Raw genomic sequence first — 15,628 nt, forward strand, 5'->3', positions numbered from 1 at the left:
TGAATAACTTGCAACCTGTAACTTTTAATCTATGAAAATTTGTGTGTTTTGTGCATCGTCAGAGAGTGTCGATAACGTGTATTTTAAGGCTGCGGCTGATTTGGGGAAAGAGATCGTGACACGGGGATGGGAGTTGCTGTATGGCGGAACAAATTGCGGGTTGATGCGTGAGGTGTCGGATACCGTGAAAAATGGTGGGGGTGAGGTGACCGGGATCATTCCGCAATGCATCGTGGACCGGGGTGTTTCGGCAGAAGGTATTTCGGAATTAATCGTGGCTCCCGATATGAAAGAACGAAAGAGCATGATGCGTGAAAAAGCAGATGCTTTTATCGCTTTACCCGGGGGATGGGGAACGCTGGAAGAGATCACGGAAGTGATTACCTTGAAACAGCTTGGAATACATAATAAACCAATTATTTTCCTTAATACGAACGATTTTTACGAGTATTTTTTCCTTTTTATCAGTAATATTCGCAAGGAAGGATTCGTGTCGAAGGCCTATGATGGGTTGTATGTCGTCGTAAGTACGGTGGAAGAGGCTGTGGAGTATATCGAGAATTATCAGGCTAAAGATTTTTCAAGTAAATATTAAAAAAAACTTGTTTTTTTAATATTTATATTCTATATTTACAAAGCTAATATAGCGTATGAGTTGACTATTGTAGTGATACAAAAGTTTGGTTAGTTTAGTTTAGAATGTAAAGGGTGGCTTTTGTCACCCTTTATTTATTGGGATAAAATAGGTAATCTGTTAATTAATGTTTTGTGTGGTAAGTGTGAATGGGTCCTATTTCGTTAGTTATTCTTTTGGTTTTCAGTATACTCTCACTAGTGTTGCGTGCGTAACTATTCGATAAGTATTCGATAAGTTAACGATAACTTACCGAGGCGGGGACGGTAACTTCCAGTTGATTTGTACCCGATATTTAATGATGCTAAGCGTGAGACTACGGTGAGACAATGTTGAAATAGGTCGGGGTGTCCGGATCTCTATTTTCTAAAAATTCTCATAGTTTTATCATATTTGAATTCTTTATATTAGAAAAATAAACCTTTCCTTTGTTGAAAGAATAACTAAATACGTGAGATATGAAAATTAAGATTTTGTATGCGGAAGATGATGAGTTTACACGGAAATTTGAAATTAGGCGTTTAAAAGAGTGTGGATTTAACGTATCCTCGGTAGAGGATGGACAGGAAGCTTGGGACGAATATCAAAAAGGTCGTTATGATTTATTACTTCTAGATGGAGATATGCCGAAAATGCAAGGTGAAGAAGTGATGCGTCTTGTTAGGGAAGCGGGAGATGATATTGCCATCGTGATGTATAGCGGCCTGCCGGATTACAGCCTTTTGAATGAGGGGGTTGATGAGTGTATTGATAAAGGAACTCGTAACTCGCAAGAAGTGGAATGGCGTATCAAGACGGCATTTCGACGTTCTCAGGAAAGAAAGGAAATGAATCGCTTGAAAGCGCCAAAGGCAGAAAAACGGAAAACATTCTGGGATAGATTCAAACGAAATTCATGAACAGAAAAGGAGTAACCCAAAAGTTGAATTTGTGAAATGGCTACGGCCTCTAACCCTCGTTACATGGGAGGAAAATCGCTTGGTAATCAGCTCTCCCCCTGTGTAAGGGGGAGCTGGAGGGGGTAGTATTACTCCATCAAACCTCGACCGACTTTTCTGATTTCATTCTTTTCTTTCAGAAGAGCCACGGTTTTGTCGAGAACACCATTAATAAACCCGCTACTTTTCGGGGAACAATAGTTCTTGGAAATCTCGATATACTCGTCCAGAGTCACCTTTACAGGGATTGAGGGGAAATATTTCAGTTCACAGATAGCCGCATCCATGATGAGTTTATCCATGTCGGAAATACGGTCGAGTTCCCAGTTGGTAGTGAACTGATCCACTAATTCCAAGTTTTCCTTCATGTCGAGAATGGACTTCCGGAACAGGGTTTTCGCAAAACTCAAGTCTTCTTCCTCGTTATATAAGGAGATAAAGAAAACGGTGTCTTCTGAATAGCTTTCTTTCATATTCTTCACCGTTTTGTACACGATGCTCAACACGAGTTCGAAATCGTCATTCCAGAAAATATTCTTTTCTTCCATGGCTTGGTCGAAATCTTCATCTTCCGCGATTAATTCCGAGATCATGTCAAGCACGAGTTTCTTGTGATCCTCGTAAGTCACGTTGGGTTTGGACATGTAAAGCTTGAAAAAATCCATTTCCATCATGCGGTCATGCAGCAAGGCGACCACGTCTTGACACTCGTTCAAAGAAACCAGATTCGTGGAAACATAGGTCTTGAATTTTCGGTTATTGGCAATTTGATTAATTACCGGGTTGTCAATAAAGCGGGTGTTCGGGTTTAACTCTCTTTGTGATGCAAGTTTCCGATTACGGGCAGCATCTATTTTTAAAAATGCACGACGTTGGATTTCAGTGATTAAGAGGAAAACGTGGTAGTATAAATCCGTACTTTTGGTTATACTTTTGAACAAATCTCTTTCCACTTCCGTAATTGTCACTCCCTCTTTCTTCGTGTAAGAATATAAAAGCTGTAAAACTTTAATTCTAATTAATCTTCTACTTGTCATTTTATAAAGAACTATATGTTTAAACCGGTGCGCAAAAGTACTAATTAAATTGAAAACGGAAAATTGAAAATGGAAAATTATTAGTACTTTCGCATGATTTATGCAATAAAGTTGTAGGAATGATAAAGAACATCCATATAGGAAATTACGCTTTGATCGATAAAACGAATATCGAGCTAGAGAAGGGATTTACGATTATTACCGGGGAAACAGGTGCGGGAAAATCCATTTTGTTGGGTGCGATCGGGCTGACGTTGGGACAGCGGGCTGATGTTGCAGCCATTATGGATAAGAACAGGAAATGCGTGGTCGAGATCACGTATGATGTCGTGGGGTACGATTTACAGCAATGGTTTGCTGATAATGACTTGGATTATGACGACGAGGTGGTTGTGAGACGAGAATTGACGGCAGACGGCAAATCGAGGGCGTTTATTAGTGATACTCCCGTAAATAACAAATTATTGAGAGAGTTCGGGAGTTTCTTGATCGACGTGCATTCGCAGCATCAGTCCTTACTTATCGGGCAACCGGAATATCAATTGGAAATACTGGATGCTTTTTGCGGTAATCAAACGTTGTTGAAAGATTACCGGGTAAAATATACCCGCCGACAGGGATTGTTATCAGAACTGACTTCACTAAAACAGCAGGCAAAGGAGGCCGAGCAAGAGGAAGATTATTTGAAATTCCAGTTTAACCAGTTGGATGAAGCCCGTCTGCGAGAAGGAGAACAGCAGGAGTTGGAGGAAGAGCTGGCCGTGTTGAATAACGCGGAGAATATTAAATCTGCCTTTTCCGAATCGACGTATGTATTAACGGAATCGGATAATCCCGTTATTCAGGCCTTGAAAGGGGTGAAGAATCGGATGGTGACATTAGAGGGGATCGTGAAAGAGGCCGCCGACTACGAGCAGCGTCTGAGCTCGGTGATTCTCGAACTGGAAGATATAGCCGATGAAGCGGAACGAATGGCGGAACGGGTGGAATACAACCCGGCAAGAGTCGACGTGATTAACGAACGGTTGAACGTGATGTATGATTTGCTACACAAGCATCGGTTGGAAAAAGTCGAGGAACTGATCGCTTTAAAGGAGGAGTTAGGGAAGAAGTTGAAAGGGATACAATCCTTTGCGGAACAGATCGAAATATTGGAAAAACAAATCAAGTCCGTGGAGACGGAAATGGATTCGTTGGCGGGTAAGCTACATAAAGCCCGTGTGGCATCGGAAGAGAAATTGAGAGAAGAGATGCGGGGATTGCTGGTAAGCATGGGGATTAAACATGCCGTGTTTAAGGTTATGATCACCCCGTTGGATCATTTTACGGCCACGGGAAAAGATGACGTGAGTTTCCTGTTTTCGGCGAACAAGAATCAGGAGCCGGGAGAACTGGTAAAAGTGGCGTCCGGGGGAGAAATTTCGCGGTTGATGTTGTCGCTGAAGTACATCCTGTCCCGCACGAAACAGTTGCCGGTCATTATCTTTGACGAGATTGACACGGGGGTTTCCGGGGAAATCGCTCACCGGATGGCCGAGATGATGAAAGAGATGGCCCGCCGGATGCAGGTGATCAGTATTTCCCATCTGCCCCAGATTGCCGCAGCGGGAGATCACCACTTTAAGGTATATAAAGAAGACGATCAGGTGGGAACAATTTCCCGTATCCGTCGTTTAACAGATGAAGAGCGGGTGGCGGAAATAGCCGGAATGACCAGCGGGAGTGTTGTCAGTGATGCAGCGTTGGAAAATGCCCGGTTGCTACTCGGTCAATTTTAATAGTAGAAAGAATTTTTTAATTTAATACAGTTTTATGAGTTACAATTTATTGAAAGGAAAAAAGGGGATAATATTCGGTGCGTTGAATGAGATGTCCATCGCGTGGAAAGTGGCGGAGAAATGTTTGGAAGAGGGGGCAGAGATCGTGTTGACGAACACTGAATTATCTATCCGGATGGGACAGATCAAGGATTTCGCGGAGAAGAATAATGTTCCATTGATTCCTGCAGATGCAACTAGTGAGGAAGATTTGGAGCGTTTATTTAAAGAGGCGATGGAATTGTTGGGAGGAAAGATTGATTTTATATTACATTCGGTAGCCATGTCGTTGAACGTGAGAAAAAAACGTCCTTACGATAATCTGGATTACGATTTTTTACAAAAAACATTGGATATTTCGGCTATTTCTTTCCATAAGGTTCTCCAGACGGCGAAGAAATTGGACGCGATTAATGAATGGGGGTCTGTTGTGGCGCTTTCATACGTGGCTGCACAGCGTACCATGTTCGAATATAATGACATGGCGGATGCCAAAGCGATGTTGGAGTCTATTGCTCGTAGTTTCGGGTATATTTACGGACGGGAAAAGCGGGTTCGTGTCAACACGATTTCACAATCCCCGACGGTAACCACGGCTGGTAGCGGTATTAAAGGTTTTGACTCTCTGATTGATTTTGCAGAACGGATGTCCCCGTTGGGAAATGCCTCGGCCGACGAGTGTGCGAATTATTGTATCACCTTGTTCTCTGACTTGACCCGTAAAGTGACCATGCAGAATTTGTTCCACGATGGTGGGTTCTCCAGCATGGGTATGAGCTACCGGGCTATGCACCAGTATAACAAGAGTTTTGAAAACGGCGAAACGAAATAATTTCGGATTTACGATTTATGATTTCAGGTGTAGGCGTGGTAAAGAAAATCATAAATCGTAAGTCATAAATCGTAAATATAGTAAAAATGTTTTTATTTTTTGACACGGAAACGACGGGACTTCCGCAGCGTTGGAATGCTCCCGTGACGGACGTTGATAATTGGCCCCGGTTGGTGCAGCTTGCGTGGATTATGTGTGACGATAAGGGGAATATTATCGAGGAACGTAGCGATATTATTAAACCGGAAGGTTTTTCTATTCCGGTGGAGGCATCCCGTGTACACGGGATTACCACGATAAAAGCCCAAGAGGAAGGGCAAGATTTGTTATCAACCTTGGAGCTGTTTTCGGATAAGATAGATGTGGCCTATGCCTTGATCGGGCATAACATCAGTTTTGACGAATGTATTGTGGGGGCTGAATTCGAGCGGAAACGGATGATGACTTCTTTATTTCTGAAACCGAAATACTGTACGATGAAAATGTCCACGAATTATTGTAAATTGCCGGGTGGAAAACAGGGATTCAAATCTCCGAAATTATCCGAGTTACATCAGGTTCTGTTCGGGGAGGGATTCGAGAATGCTCATGATGCTTTAGCGGACGTGCGGGCAACTGTTCGTTGTTTCTGGAAATTGAAAGAGTTAAAAGTGATTTAATATGGCGAAGAAACCGGAGTATAATTACAAGTCATTACAAACCGAATACGGGAAAATGCCACCGCAGGCCGTGGATCTGGAGGAGGCTATCTTGGGATCTCTGATGTTGGAGAAGGATGCGTTTATTACCGTGAGTGACTTCTTGAAACCGGAATGTTTTTACAAGGAGGCACATCAAAAGATATACAGGGGAATTCAAAACCTTTCCTTGAATAACGAACCGGTGGATATTCTTACCGTGAGCGAGGAGATGAAACGTTTGGGGGAACTGGAAGAGATCGGGGGATATTACTATCTGGCTCAACTGACTTCGAAGGTGGCGTCTGCGGCTCATATCGAGTTCCACGCCCGGATCGTGGTGCAGAAATATATTCAGCGGGAATTGATTCGGGTTTGTACCGACATTCAGAACAAGGCATACGACGAGGCGACAGACGTGGCCGACTTGGTGGATATGGCTCAAAAGCAGGTGTTCGAGATTGCCGAGGGAAATATAAAGAAAGAGACAACGGCTATTAATGCTTTAATTGATGAAGCGATCAAGGGAATCGAGATTGCCGGTAAACGTGCAGATGGATTGAGTGGGGTTCCTTCCGGGTTCAACGCTTTGGATGAAGTGACTTCCGGTTGGCAGCCTTCCGATCTCGTAATTATTGCCGCCCGTCCCTCTATGGGTAAAACGGCATTCGTGTTGTCCATGACCCGGAATATGGCGGTGAACCATAACCAGCCCATTGCTTTATTCTCTTTGGAAATGTCTTCGGTGCAGTTAGTGAACCGTCTGATTGCTAGCGAGACCGAGTTGGGTTCCGAGAAAATACGTAATGGTAAGTTAAGCGAGGAAGAGTGGCAACAGTTACACTCGAAAATTAAGGCCTTGATCAAGGCCCCGATATACGTGGATGATACTCCGGCCCTCTCTATATTCGAGTTGAGGGCCAAGTGTCGCCGTCTGCAACAAAGATACGGAATCAAGGTATTGATTATCGACTATTTGCAGTTGATGACTGCCGGGGCGGATATGCGGGGAAACCGGGAACAGGAGGTAAGTATGATTTCGCGGCAGTTGAAAATTATTGCCAAGGAATTAAATATACCGGTGATCGCCTTGTCTCAGTTGAATCGTGGTGTTGAGCAACGTACGGGTGATGCCAAGAAACCGATGTTGTCTGACTTGCGTGAATCCGGGGCCATTGAGCAGGATGCCGATATGGTGCTTTTCATTCACCGTCCGGAACGTTACGGGATCATGGAGGACAGCATGGGAAACAGCTTGAAAGGAATTGCCGATATTATTATAGCCAAGCATCGTAACGGTGCGGTAGGGGAGATTCAGTTGCGGTTCCGTAACGAGTTGGCACAATTCTGTGATTTGGAAGAAGTTTCTCCGTTTGCATCGGGAGGTTCTACCGTGAAGACGGTTACTTTCGGCTCCCGGATGAACGAGGATGCGGCTCCACAAATGCCACAATTGGATTCCGATTTCCAGGAGGGAGGCAAGAGTTTCGAGAATCCGGCGAATAGTAGTAAAGCACCGTTTTAATAATTGAAAATGGAGAATTGAATATGAAAAATAAACTCCCTCCCCCCTTCGGGGTACTCCCTCTATAAACAGAGGGAGAGTTGAAATACTTCCTGTCTTTGGGAAGAGTTACCAGCTCCTCCTCTGTTTATAGAGGAGGTGGCAGCGAAGCTGACGGAGGAGTTTAATCTAAAATTTAAAATCTAAAATTAATCTATGCGTGATAAATTACTGTTTTTGCTAAAATACTATCTCTTTTGGATTGCATTTTCATGGGTGGCCAAGGTGGTGTTCTTGATATATCAATACAAGGAGACGGTCACTCTTACCGGACATGATTATATGATGATCTTTGCCAAAGGGTTCCGCATGGATCTTTCGTTTGGCGGGTACGTGGTTTTGTTGTCCTGTGTTCTGATGGCAATAGGTGTCTTTTTATCCGCAAAAATATTGAAACGTATTTTCTCCTGCCTGACGCTTTTGCTTTTAGTGGTATCGAGTCTGATTATCGTGGGAGATCTGGAATTATTCAAAAATTGGGGGTATCACATGGATGCAACTCCCTTGTTTTACTTGAAGACACCCGGAGAGGCGATGGCCTCAACTCCGACGGGGTTGATTCTGTTGCTCTTGTTACTCTATGCAGTCATGGTGGCTGTTTTTTATGCGATTTACCGCCGTTGGGTGGCCAAGACTCTTCGTACGGACAGACGAGAGGCATTATGGCATGGTGTCGTATATCTTATTTTAGGTGGTGTTGCGTTTATTCCCGTGAGAGGCGGTTTCAACGTGGCTCCAATGAACGTGAGTTTCGTGTTTTTCAATAACAAAAATATGTACGCGAATCAGGCTGCGGTCAATCCGGTATGGAACTTCCTGTACGAGGTAATGCATATTGACAAGGTAAAGGGAAATTATGCTTTTATGCCAGAAGAAAAGGCTCAACAGTTGGTGGATAGCGTGTATGTGGAAACGGGAGATTATCCTAGGGTATTGAAAACCGATAAACCTAACGTGGTGGTACTCTTGTTGGAAACATTCACGTTAAACGCTTGGGACGCCATGCCGAATTTACAAGCAATAGCCAAGGAAGGGATATTTTTCTCTAATATATACGCAACCGGAAATCGTTCAGACCGGGGTATTTTGGGGGTGATCAGCGGTTTCCCCGCTTATCCGAATGCATCCATGTTGAAATACCCGAACAAGACTTATGAACAACCCCGTTTCCCACTGAATTTTGAGGCAGAAGGATACTCTACTCGTTTTTATTATGCGGGGGATCTCAATTTTGGCGGATTCCGTTCTTACGTGACCATGAGTTTTCAAAGTACAGTTACCGAGGATGATTTTTCGGGAGAGGCTATCGAGAACCGTTTCAAATGGGGGGTACATGACGGGTATATGCTTGATCGTCTTTACGAAGATTTACGAATTGCCCAAGTTCCGTTCATGTATATGGCGTTTACGATGAGTAGTCATGAACCCTTTATCGTTCCTATGGAGACAAAGATTCCGGGAGACGATAGCGGTTCCAAGTTGAAGAATGCGATTGCGTACACGGATCAATGTCTGGGAGAATTCTTTGAAAAGTGTAAGAAATCGGGGCTTTGGGATAATACCTTATTCGTGCTGGTAGCCGATCATGGAACCCGTCACGTGGGGAATCTACAACCTCATTTGCCGGAGGCTTATCGAATTCCAATGATCTTCACTGGAGGAGCGATGAACGTGCAGGATTCCGTGGTCAATACATTGGGATCTCAGACCGATATGGTGGCAACATTATTTGCCCAGTTGGGAATGAACGCCGAGGCATTCCATTATAGCAAGAATCTGTTGAACCCGACGGCCAAACCTTTTGCTTTTTATTCTTTCACGAATGCGGCGGCAGTGGTGACGAATAACGGGGCATACATCTATGATCTGAAAACCAAAAAGCCAATAGGATCTAACACGAATGCTCAAGATGGAGAGTTATTGAAAGCTTATTTACAAATAGTCGACCGGGATTTCAAGAAATGAATCAAGGGGGAGAGGGGGCAAAAGTCATCCCAGTATATTCTTTCAGATCATCTAGAACGATGTGGACCAGTTGTTGCGAGGTGTCGCAAGGGTTGGATTTGATAATCTTTGCCGAGAAAATTTCATTATTTACAATTGTTGGTTAGCTTGATTAAGGTGATTTCCGGTCTTTGGCCGATACGTCCGGCGAATCCCAGATAACCAACTCCCCGGGAGACGTACAATTGTTGGCCGTTTGCTGTATACAGTCCGTTATACTCCGGGTAGACGTACACTGCCGGGCTCCACCGGAAACTGCCGATGGTGATTCCCAGTTGCATGGCGTGCGTGTGACCTGCCAGCATGAGGTCCACGGGATAATTTAGTACCTCGTGTCGCCAGTGAGACGGGTCGTGAGAAAGGAGAATGACGGGATAACCGTCTGTCCCTTCCAAGGCTTGAGCTAATTTGCCAAAACAAGGGAAGGGGGGAAGTCCCCAGTTTTCAACCCCGGCCAAATAAAGCGTATCCTTCGCGATGACGAGCGGGACATTCGTGTTATTCAGCATCGTGAAATCAGCCCGTTTCATATTCTCAAAAAACTGTTTCAGGTTATTCTCTTGGTCTGTTTTCGAGGGCCACTTCACGTAAGTACCGTAATCATGGTTCCCGGTCGTGGCATATTTGCCGTATTTGGCTTTTAATTTTTTTAAGGTTTCGATCCAAGGGTCCATTTCCGAGGCAAAACTATTTACCATGTCTCCGGTAAATACGATCAAGTCGGGATTTAACCGGTTTACTTCATCCACGAGTTTCGTGATTCCGGGATAGTGTTCCCCGTAACTTCCCAAGTGTAAATCGGTTAGTTGTACGATGCGAAAATCATTGAAGGCGTCGGGTAGAGTTTTGATACACACGGTCTCCCGCTCAATTTTGTAGTTGTACCTGTACCACGTGATCCCGTTCAATATAACAATAAAAGAGGCTAGAGCTATACCTAGAGCCAGTCTGTTCACGATTCTGGCAGCCGGAATGCATTTAGCCTTCCTCAATAAAATAGAGAAAGCATTTACAATGATATACAAAGTCTTGGGGGTATAGAACAGCAGGATAATAGAGATGCATTTTTCTACCCAAAAATAGGCTTCCGGACCTTTTAGAGTTGGTATAAACAGGTGATACCACACGATACAAGCCACGAAAAACAAGGAGTGCAGCCAGAATAAATACAAGTATATTTTCCGCTTGAAATAACGTCTGATCTGTAAAAATAGGAGCGAGTCATTCAGCAACACGCAGAAAATTCCAGCTATCAGTATGAATAATCCTGTTTTCATGGTTAGTTATTTAAAAATAAGTGTTCCGAAAAATTCCGGTCGATGGAAATCCGGTTTTTCCGTTGGAATCGGGTTCCACGTGACAAAGTGAGGGTGGGGAAGTTTGTTCCCGCATTTATGAATATTTCCCCTGATCGTGGTTCCGGAAGTGGGCATAAAAGTGTGTTTGAAAAAAGCCGTGTGAGGGAATCTGATAATCAGTGACCATTGATAAAAAGCTTCATCTTGATTCTCATTGTTGAATTTTATGGTAGAATCCCTGAGAATGGTGGTACTTATTTGCATTGGCATTAGGCTGCGATTCTCTCTACCCGTACCGTAAGCGCATAAGATCGTGCCGATCGCATTGATTTCAATATTGTAGTATCCGTCCCCATCTTCCAATTGGATGAAAAGTTCCACGCAGGAATCTTCCCACACGTGTCCACAATCCGTGATTTCCGTGGCTCGGAATTCATTTTCATGCACGTCAAATTTCAAGAAAATGTGCTGTTCGTTATAAGCAATCCGGAAATGGATGTCCGGGCGATAAGGGTAAGTATCCGGCCAGTTTACTTCCTTCAAGGTGATACGATTACACTCCCGGTCTAGATGGTAGCTTAACACTTGTAGCGTTTCGTTACTTGCATACGGGGGGAACTTGACAATATCAATGGTATCCATGGCTTAGAACGAAAATGAGACGTGTCAGGAGGAACCTTCCTGACACGTCAGTTTAAAATTTATTTAGAACAATCCGGTGATCTTACCGTTGTTATCTATGTCAATTTTTTCGGCAGCGGGAATATCCGGTAAACCGGGCATTCTCATGATGCTACCCGTGATCGGGATGATGAATCCGGCTCCGGATGCAATCTCGATCTGGCGTACCGTTACCACGAAATCTTTCGGACGGCCAAGTAGTTTCGGGTTGTCCGATAATGATTTCTGGGTTTTGGCGATACAAACCGGGAGTTTATCCAAGCCCAAGTCTATCACTTTCTTCAAATCGGATTTAGCCTCTGACGTGTAGTCTATAGCGGCAGCACCGTACAATTCTTTGGCAATGGTTTCAATCTTCTTTTCAACACTCCATTCCCAATCGTACAATGGTTTCATGCTACAAGTACATTGTTCTGCCACCTTGGCAACCAGACGTGCTAGATTTTCCGCACCTTCACCGCCTTTTGCCCATACCTCGGCAACTTCCATGGGAACGTCAAGCTCTTTACATTTCTCGGCAAGGAATGTAATTTCTTCGTCTGTATCTGTAACGAATTTATTGATGGCAACAACAGGGCAGATATTGAATTTCTTCATATTCTCGACCTGTTTTTCCAAGTTGGCCACTCCTTTCTTCAAGGCTTCTAAGTTCGGTTCTTTCAATTGGTCCAGTTTGGCTCCCCCGTGATATTTCAATGCCCGAACGGTGGCCACCATGACAACAGCACTGGGTTTTAAACCGGCTTTCACACACTTGATGTCGAAGAATTTCTCCGCACCGAGGTCAAAACCGAATCCGGCCTCAGTCACCACGTAGTCGGAGAGAGTTAGTCCCATGCGGGTAGCGATGATCGAGTTGGTTCCTTGGGCGATATTCGCGAAGGGACCACCATGTATGATGGCCGGGTTGCCTTCCAAAGTTTGTACCAAATTCGGTTTGATTGCATCCTTTAATAAGGCCGCCATTGCACCGTGTGCGTGTAGATCCCGGGCGTAAATTGGTTTCTTGTCGAAGGTGTAACCGATAAAGATGTTACCCAGTCTGTTTTTCAGATCCTCGAAATCATCCGACAAGCAAAGAATGGCCATCACCTCGGATGCCGCAGTAATGTCGAATCCGGTTTCCCGCGGGATTCCGGCTGACGTACCACCCAAGCCTACGATAATATGGCGTAAGGAACGGTCATTCATGTCCATCACCCGTTTCCAAGTTACTGTACGAGGATCAATATTCAAAGAATGTGTTTTACTTTGAATGTTATTGTCAATAAGGGCAGATAGCAGGTTATGAGCTTTTTCGATAGCACCGAAATCACCCGTGAAGTGCAGGTTGATGTCTTCCATTGGAACGACTTGAGAGTAACCACCACCGGTGGCACCGCCTTTGATACCGAATACCGGACCAAGAGAGGGTTCACGTAGTACGACCGTTGCTTGTTTTCCTATCCGGTTCAATCCTTCCGTAAGACCAATGGAGATTGTTGTTTTACCCTCTCCGGCAGGAGTTGGTGATATGGCAGATACAAGTACCAATTTTTTGCCGTCTATCTTTGATTTATCAATCAAACTTAACGGTAATTTGGCTTTATATCTTCCATAAGGTTCCAATAAATCTCTGTCTATGCCTAATTTATCTGCAATCTCGTAAATCGGTTTTATCTCGATCGAGTTTGCAATTTCAATATCTGTTTTCATGTTTATTGATTTTAGTTTCAAATTCCAAGTTACAAGTTCTAGGTTAATTTAGTTTACTGATTTTCTTGTAACTTGTTTCATTTTTTTATTTTAAAATAAATTTAAGTGTACCGATTTGTTGATTATCCGAGAACAGATCGGCCACGTATTCTCCTTTCGTCAGACTACCGTCATTCGGCCAATAGATGGCAACATCCAATTTTTCTCCCTCGTACGTGATCTCTCTTCTGGCAGAATAGGTCAGGGAGGCATTCTGGAATTTAAAGAATGATTTGCTGGATGCAGCCAGTACTTCACCATCCGGACGAGTAATCCGCAAGTAGATCATTCTAGGACCTCGTTTTGCCGTGATGTTACGGGAAATGGTGAAGTCTGCCTTTAATTGGAAACACTTTTTCAACGTGGTTTCCTTGTCTCTTTTGTTGATCGGGTAAATGTGGAAGTTTTCGACGGCCAGCGTGTTGGCTTTTTCAAGTGTCTCTTCCATTTTTTCTGTCTTCTTTTCTAAGGTCTTATTGCGTTCGCGTACCCAGTCCATCTGTTTCTTCACCTCTTTGTTTTCGGCAAGGAGCTTTTGATTCAGTTGGTTCAGCGAGTCGATTTGTACCACGTAACTTCTTAAAACGGTTTTTAAAGTTCCGATCTCGCGTTTGTAACGATTAATTTCAGCGTAAGAATCATTTCGGAATTTTTTCATTTTATCCATCAACGTGGCAATCTTTTCTTGCTCGTGTACGAGCTTGGCGTTTAACGTGTCGTTGTCTGTTTTCAGGTTATCGTAGTGGTGGCTCAAATCGGTCAATTCTTGCTGCAATTCCTCTTTCTCGGCCGTAATAGCAATCATATTTTCCCTGTTCTCCTTTTTCTCCACGAGGAAGAACACGAAGAGTACAATTAAAACTGCGGACAACACCCCGATAATTATCATTAACGTCTTATCTTTCTTGCTTTTAGTTAAATTCTCATTTTCCATATTCGTTTCCTGTTTTATGTTATAGTCAAAGCTTGGTTATTCTTTTCAACAAATATAAGTATAAAACGTTATAGAAAGGAGAAAGGATTAGAATTTATAAAAATTTAGCACTTGTTTATTTGTAAAAAAGTGCGTAATATTGTGAATGGCGTTTTTAGGGTCTGAAATATTCATATCAATTAACAAGTGAATTTTATGACAGAAGAGTTTTTGCAGTATGTATGGGCGAATTCGCTTTTCACGAGTACGGTGTGTGTGTCAACCAAGGGGAAAAGAGTAGAGATTTTGAATGTCGGTTTTCAGAATCGGGATGCCGGACCGGATTTCTTTAATGCTAAGGTGCGTATCAATGATGTCGTGCAAGTGGGAAACGTGGAGATTCATCAGAAAGGAAGTGATTGGTTCCGTCATGCTCACGAAAAGGATTCGGCCTATAATAATGTTATTCTCTCCGTGGTGGGTGAGGCAGACATGGAAGTATACGATTCTCGTGGCCGAGAAATTGATGCGATCACCCTAGTCTATGATAATCGGCTATGGGATGAGTATGTTTTCATGCAGGGAGTACCTGTTGAACCCCGTTGTCATCGACACTTGAAAAAGATTGATTCGACCCGCTTGGAAATGTTGTTCACGGGGTATGCGATCGAGCGGTTGGAACGTAAATGTAAAGATATTCAGGTGATGTTGCGGGAAACTAAAAATGATTGGGAGGAATGTTTCTACCGGATGTTGGTACGGTATTGGTCTGGGAACGTGAACGCTGATGTTTTCGCCCAGTTGGCTCAAAACTTATCTTACAAAAAAGTGGTTCGTAGTAGCGAATCTCTTTTCCGGGTGGAGGCGTTGCTTTTAGGATATGCCGGTTTGTTGGTTGACGTGCCGGAAACAGACGAGTATGCCTTTGGTTTGCGGGAGGAGTACGAGTATCAAGCAGCCAAATTCCAACTGGAAGCCATGAATGTTTCTCAATGGAAATTTATGCGGATTCGTCCGATAGCTTTTCCCACGGTTCGTCTGGCCTTGCTGGCCTCTTTGATGATGCGTTTCAATTTCTTGCTTTCCAGCGCGCTGGATGCCTCGGACGTGTCGGAAATTTATGGTTTACTGGACGTAACCGCCTCTTCTTATTGGGATACTCACTATAAATTAGGAGTGGTTTCCGTGAAACGGGTGAAGAAATTGGGGAATAGCATGAAGAACGTAATTATTATCAATGCATTGATTCCGTTCCTGTTCATTTACGGGAAAGAACGGGGGGAAGAACGATATTGTGATAAGGCGTTACGATGGCTGGAAGAGTTGAGGGCGGAACGTAATCATGTTTCGGATGCGTGGATCCGTTACGGGGTACAGGTGAATTCCGCTTTGCAGTCCCAAGCTTTGTTACAGGTAAAACGGGAATATTGTGATGCACATCGTTGTCTCCATTGTAAAATAGGAGCGGAAGTCTTCCGTCGGGTAGGAAGAGGTTGATT

Annotated in this window: 13 protein-coding genes; 8 read left to right on the plus strand and 5 right to left on the minus strand. The window is 43.7% G+C overall.

All coding sequences use genetic code 11. The features are described from left to right. Window positions 1-31: 31 nt before the first annotated feature. Window positions 32-595, plus strand: coding sequence for an LOG family protein (locus QVC79_RS08725; protein WP_270594109.1), 564 nt, complete (start codon window positions 32-34; stop codon window positions 593-595). A 497-nt stretch (window positions 596-1,092) separates the two neighbouring features. Continuing rightward, window positions 1,093-1,533, plus strand: a complete 441-nt coding sequence (locus tag QVC79_RS08730) for a response regulator (RefSeq protein ID WP_270542090.1) — start codon at window positions 1,093-1,095, stop codon at window positions 1,531-1,533. Window positions 1,534-1,661: 128 nt separating this feature from the next. Here the strand turns inward: QVC79_RS08730 and QVC79_RS08735 are convergent, their stop codons facing one another. Continuing rightward, the gene (locus tag QVC79_RS08735) at window positions 1,662-2,609 is read right to left on the minus strand and encodes a transcription antitermination protein NusB (protein WP_164720075.1); all 948 of its coding nucleotides are present in this window, start codon (window positions 2,607-2,609) and stop codon (window positions 1,662-1,664) included. A gap of 119 nt (window positions 2,610-2,728) precedes the next feature. On the opposite strand from QVC79_RS08735, the gene recN reads away from it, so the two are divergent. From recN to QVC79_RS08760, 5 genes are all read left to right on the plus strand, one after another. Next, window positions 2,729-4,387, plus strand: a complete 1,659-nt coding sequence (gene recN, locus QVC79_RS08740; RefSeq protein WP_270594107.1) for a DNA repair protein RecN — start codon at window positions 2,729-2,731, stop codon at window positions 4,385-4,387. Between the two features lie 34 nt (window positions 4,388-4,421). Next, window positions 4,422-5,258 carry an enoyl-ACP reductase FabI gene (locus tag QVC79_RS08745; RefSeq protein WP_087420297.1) on the plus strand — a complete coding sequence of 279 codons (837 nt, stop codon included), beginning with the start codon at window positions 4,422-4,424 and terminating at the stop codon, window positions 5,256-5,258. An 86-nt stretch (window positions 5,259-5,344) separates the two neighbouring features. After that, on the plus strand, window positions 5,345-5,917 hold the full coding sequence (locus QVC79_RS08750; RefSeq protein ID WP_087420296.1) for a 3'-5' exonuclease: 573 nt from the start codon (window positions 5,345-5,347) through the stop codon (window positions 5,915-5,917). A gap of 1 nt (window position 5,918) precedes the next feature. After that, entirely contained in the window at window positions 5,919-7,460 is a 1,542-nt protein-coding gene (dnaB, locus tag QVC79_RS08755; RefSeq protein WP_027200254.1) for a replicative DNA helicase, read from the plus strand. A 195-nt stretch (window positions 7,461-7,655) separates the two neighbouring features. Further along, a complete protein-coding gene (locus tag QVC79_RS08760; RefSeq protein WP_270594105.1) occupies window positions 7,656-9,464 on the plus strand; it encodes an LTA synthase family protein in 1,809 nt (602 codons plus the stop codon). A gap of 125 nt (window positions 9,465-9,589) precedes the next feature. Here the strand turns inward: QVC79_RS08760 and QVC79_RS08765 are convergent, their stop codons facing one another. From QVC79_RS08765 to QVC79_RS08780, 4 genes are all read right to left on the minus strand, one after another. Then, on the minus strand, window positions 9,590-10,780 hold the full coding sequence (locus QVC79_RS08765) for a metallophosphoesterase (protein WP_270594103.1): 1,191 nt from the start codon (window positions 10,778-10,780) through the stop codon (window positions 9,590-9,592). Between the two features lie 6 nt (window positions 10,781-10,786). Continuing rightward, window positions 10,787-11,443: a carbohydrate-binding family 9-like protein gene (locus tag QVC79_RS08770; RefSeq protein ID WP_118302266.1), complete on the minus strand. Its 657-nt coding sequence runs from the start codon at window positions 11,441-11,443 to the stop codon at window positions 10,787-10,789. Between the two features lie 63 nt (window positions 11,444-11,506). Then, on the minus strand, window positions 11,507-13,177 hold the full coding sequence (locus tag QVC79_RS08775) for a formate--tetrahydrofolate ligase (RefSeq protein ID WP_270594102.1): 1,671 nt from the start codon (window positions 13,175-13,177) through the stop codon (window positions 11,507-11,509). Between the two features lie 85 nt (window positions 13,178-13,262). Next, window positions 13,263-14,150 (minus strand): coiled-coil domain-containing protein, encoded by an 888-nt coding sequence (locus QVC79_RS08780; RefSeq protein ID WP_087420290.1) that lies wholly within the window; start codon window positions 14,148-14,150, stop codon window positions 13,263-13,265. Between the two features lie 195 nt (window positions 14,151-14,345). On the opposite strand from QVC79_RS08780, the gene QVC79_RS08785 reads away from it, so the two are divergent. Continuing rightward, window positions 14,346-15,626, plus strand: a complete 1,281-nt coding sequence (locus QVC79_RS08785; RefSeq protein WP_270594098.1) for a DUF2851 family protein — start codon at window positions 14,346-14,348, stop codon at window positions 15,624-15,626. Window positions 15,627-15,628 lie beyond the last annotated feature (2 nt).

This window comes from Butyricimonas sp., assembly GCF_019423355.1.
In the GTDB taxonomy this organism is placed as follows: domain Bacteria; phylum Bacteroidota; class Bacteroidia; order Bacteroidales; family Marinifilaceae; genus Butyricimonas; species Butyricimonas faecihominis.

Excerpts from the sequence above, each read along its gene's own strand:
- QVC79_RS08725 (WP_270594109.1), top strand. The coding sequence starts at position 32 with ATGAAAATTTGTGTGTTTTGTGCATCGTCAGAGAGTGTCGATAACGTG.
- QVC79_RS08730 (WP_270542090.1), top strand. The coding sequence starts at position 1,093 with ATGAAAATTAAGATTTTGTATGCGGAAGATGATGAGTTTACACGGAAA.
- QVC79_RS08735 (WP_164720075.1), bottom strand. The coding sequence starts at position 2,609 with ATGACAAGTAGAAGATTAATTAGAATTAAAGTTTTACAGCTTTTATAT.
- recN (WP_270594107.1), top strand. The coding sequence starts at position 2,729 with ATGATAAAGAACATCCATATAGGAAATTACGCTTTGATCGATAAAACG.
- QVC79_RS08745 (WP_087420297.1), top strand. The coding sequence starts at position 4,422 with ATGAGTTACAATTTATTGAAAGGAAAAAAGGGGATAATATTCGGTGCG.
- QVC79_RS08750 (WP_087420296.1), top strand. The coding sequence starts at position 5,345 with ATGTTTTTATTTTTTGACACGGAAACGACGGGACTTCCGCAGCGTTGG.
- dnaB (WP_027200254.1), top strand. The coding sequence starts at position 5,919 with ATGGCGAAGAAACCGGAGTATAATTACAAGTCATTACAAACCGAATAC.
- QVC79_RS08760 (WP_270594105.1), top strand. The coding sequence starts at position 7,656 with ATGCGTGATAAATTACTGTTTTTGCTAAAATACTATCTCTTTTGGATT.
- QVC79_RS08765 (WP_270594103.1), bottom strand. The coding sequence starts at position 10,780 with ATGAAAACAGGATTATTCATACTGATAGCTGGAATTTTCTGCGTGTTG.
- QVC79_RS08770 (WP_118302266.1), bottom strand. The coding sequence starts at position 11,443 with ATGGATACCATTGATATTGTCAAGTTCCCCCCGTATGCAAGTAACGAA.
- QVC79_RS08775 (WP_270594102.1), bottom strand. The coding sequence starts at position 13,177 with ATGAAAACAGATATTGAAATTGCAAACTCGATCGAGATAAAACCGATT.
- QVC79_RS08780 (WP_087420290.1), bottom strand. The coding sequence starts at position 14,150 with ATGGAAAATGAGAATTTAACTAAAAGCAAGAAAGATAAGACGTTAATG.
- QVC79_RS08785 (WP_270594098.1), top strand. The coding sequence starts at position 14,346 with ATGACAGAAGAGTTTTTGCAGTATGTATGGGCGAATTCGCTTTTCACG.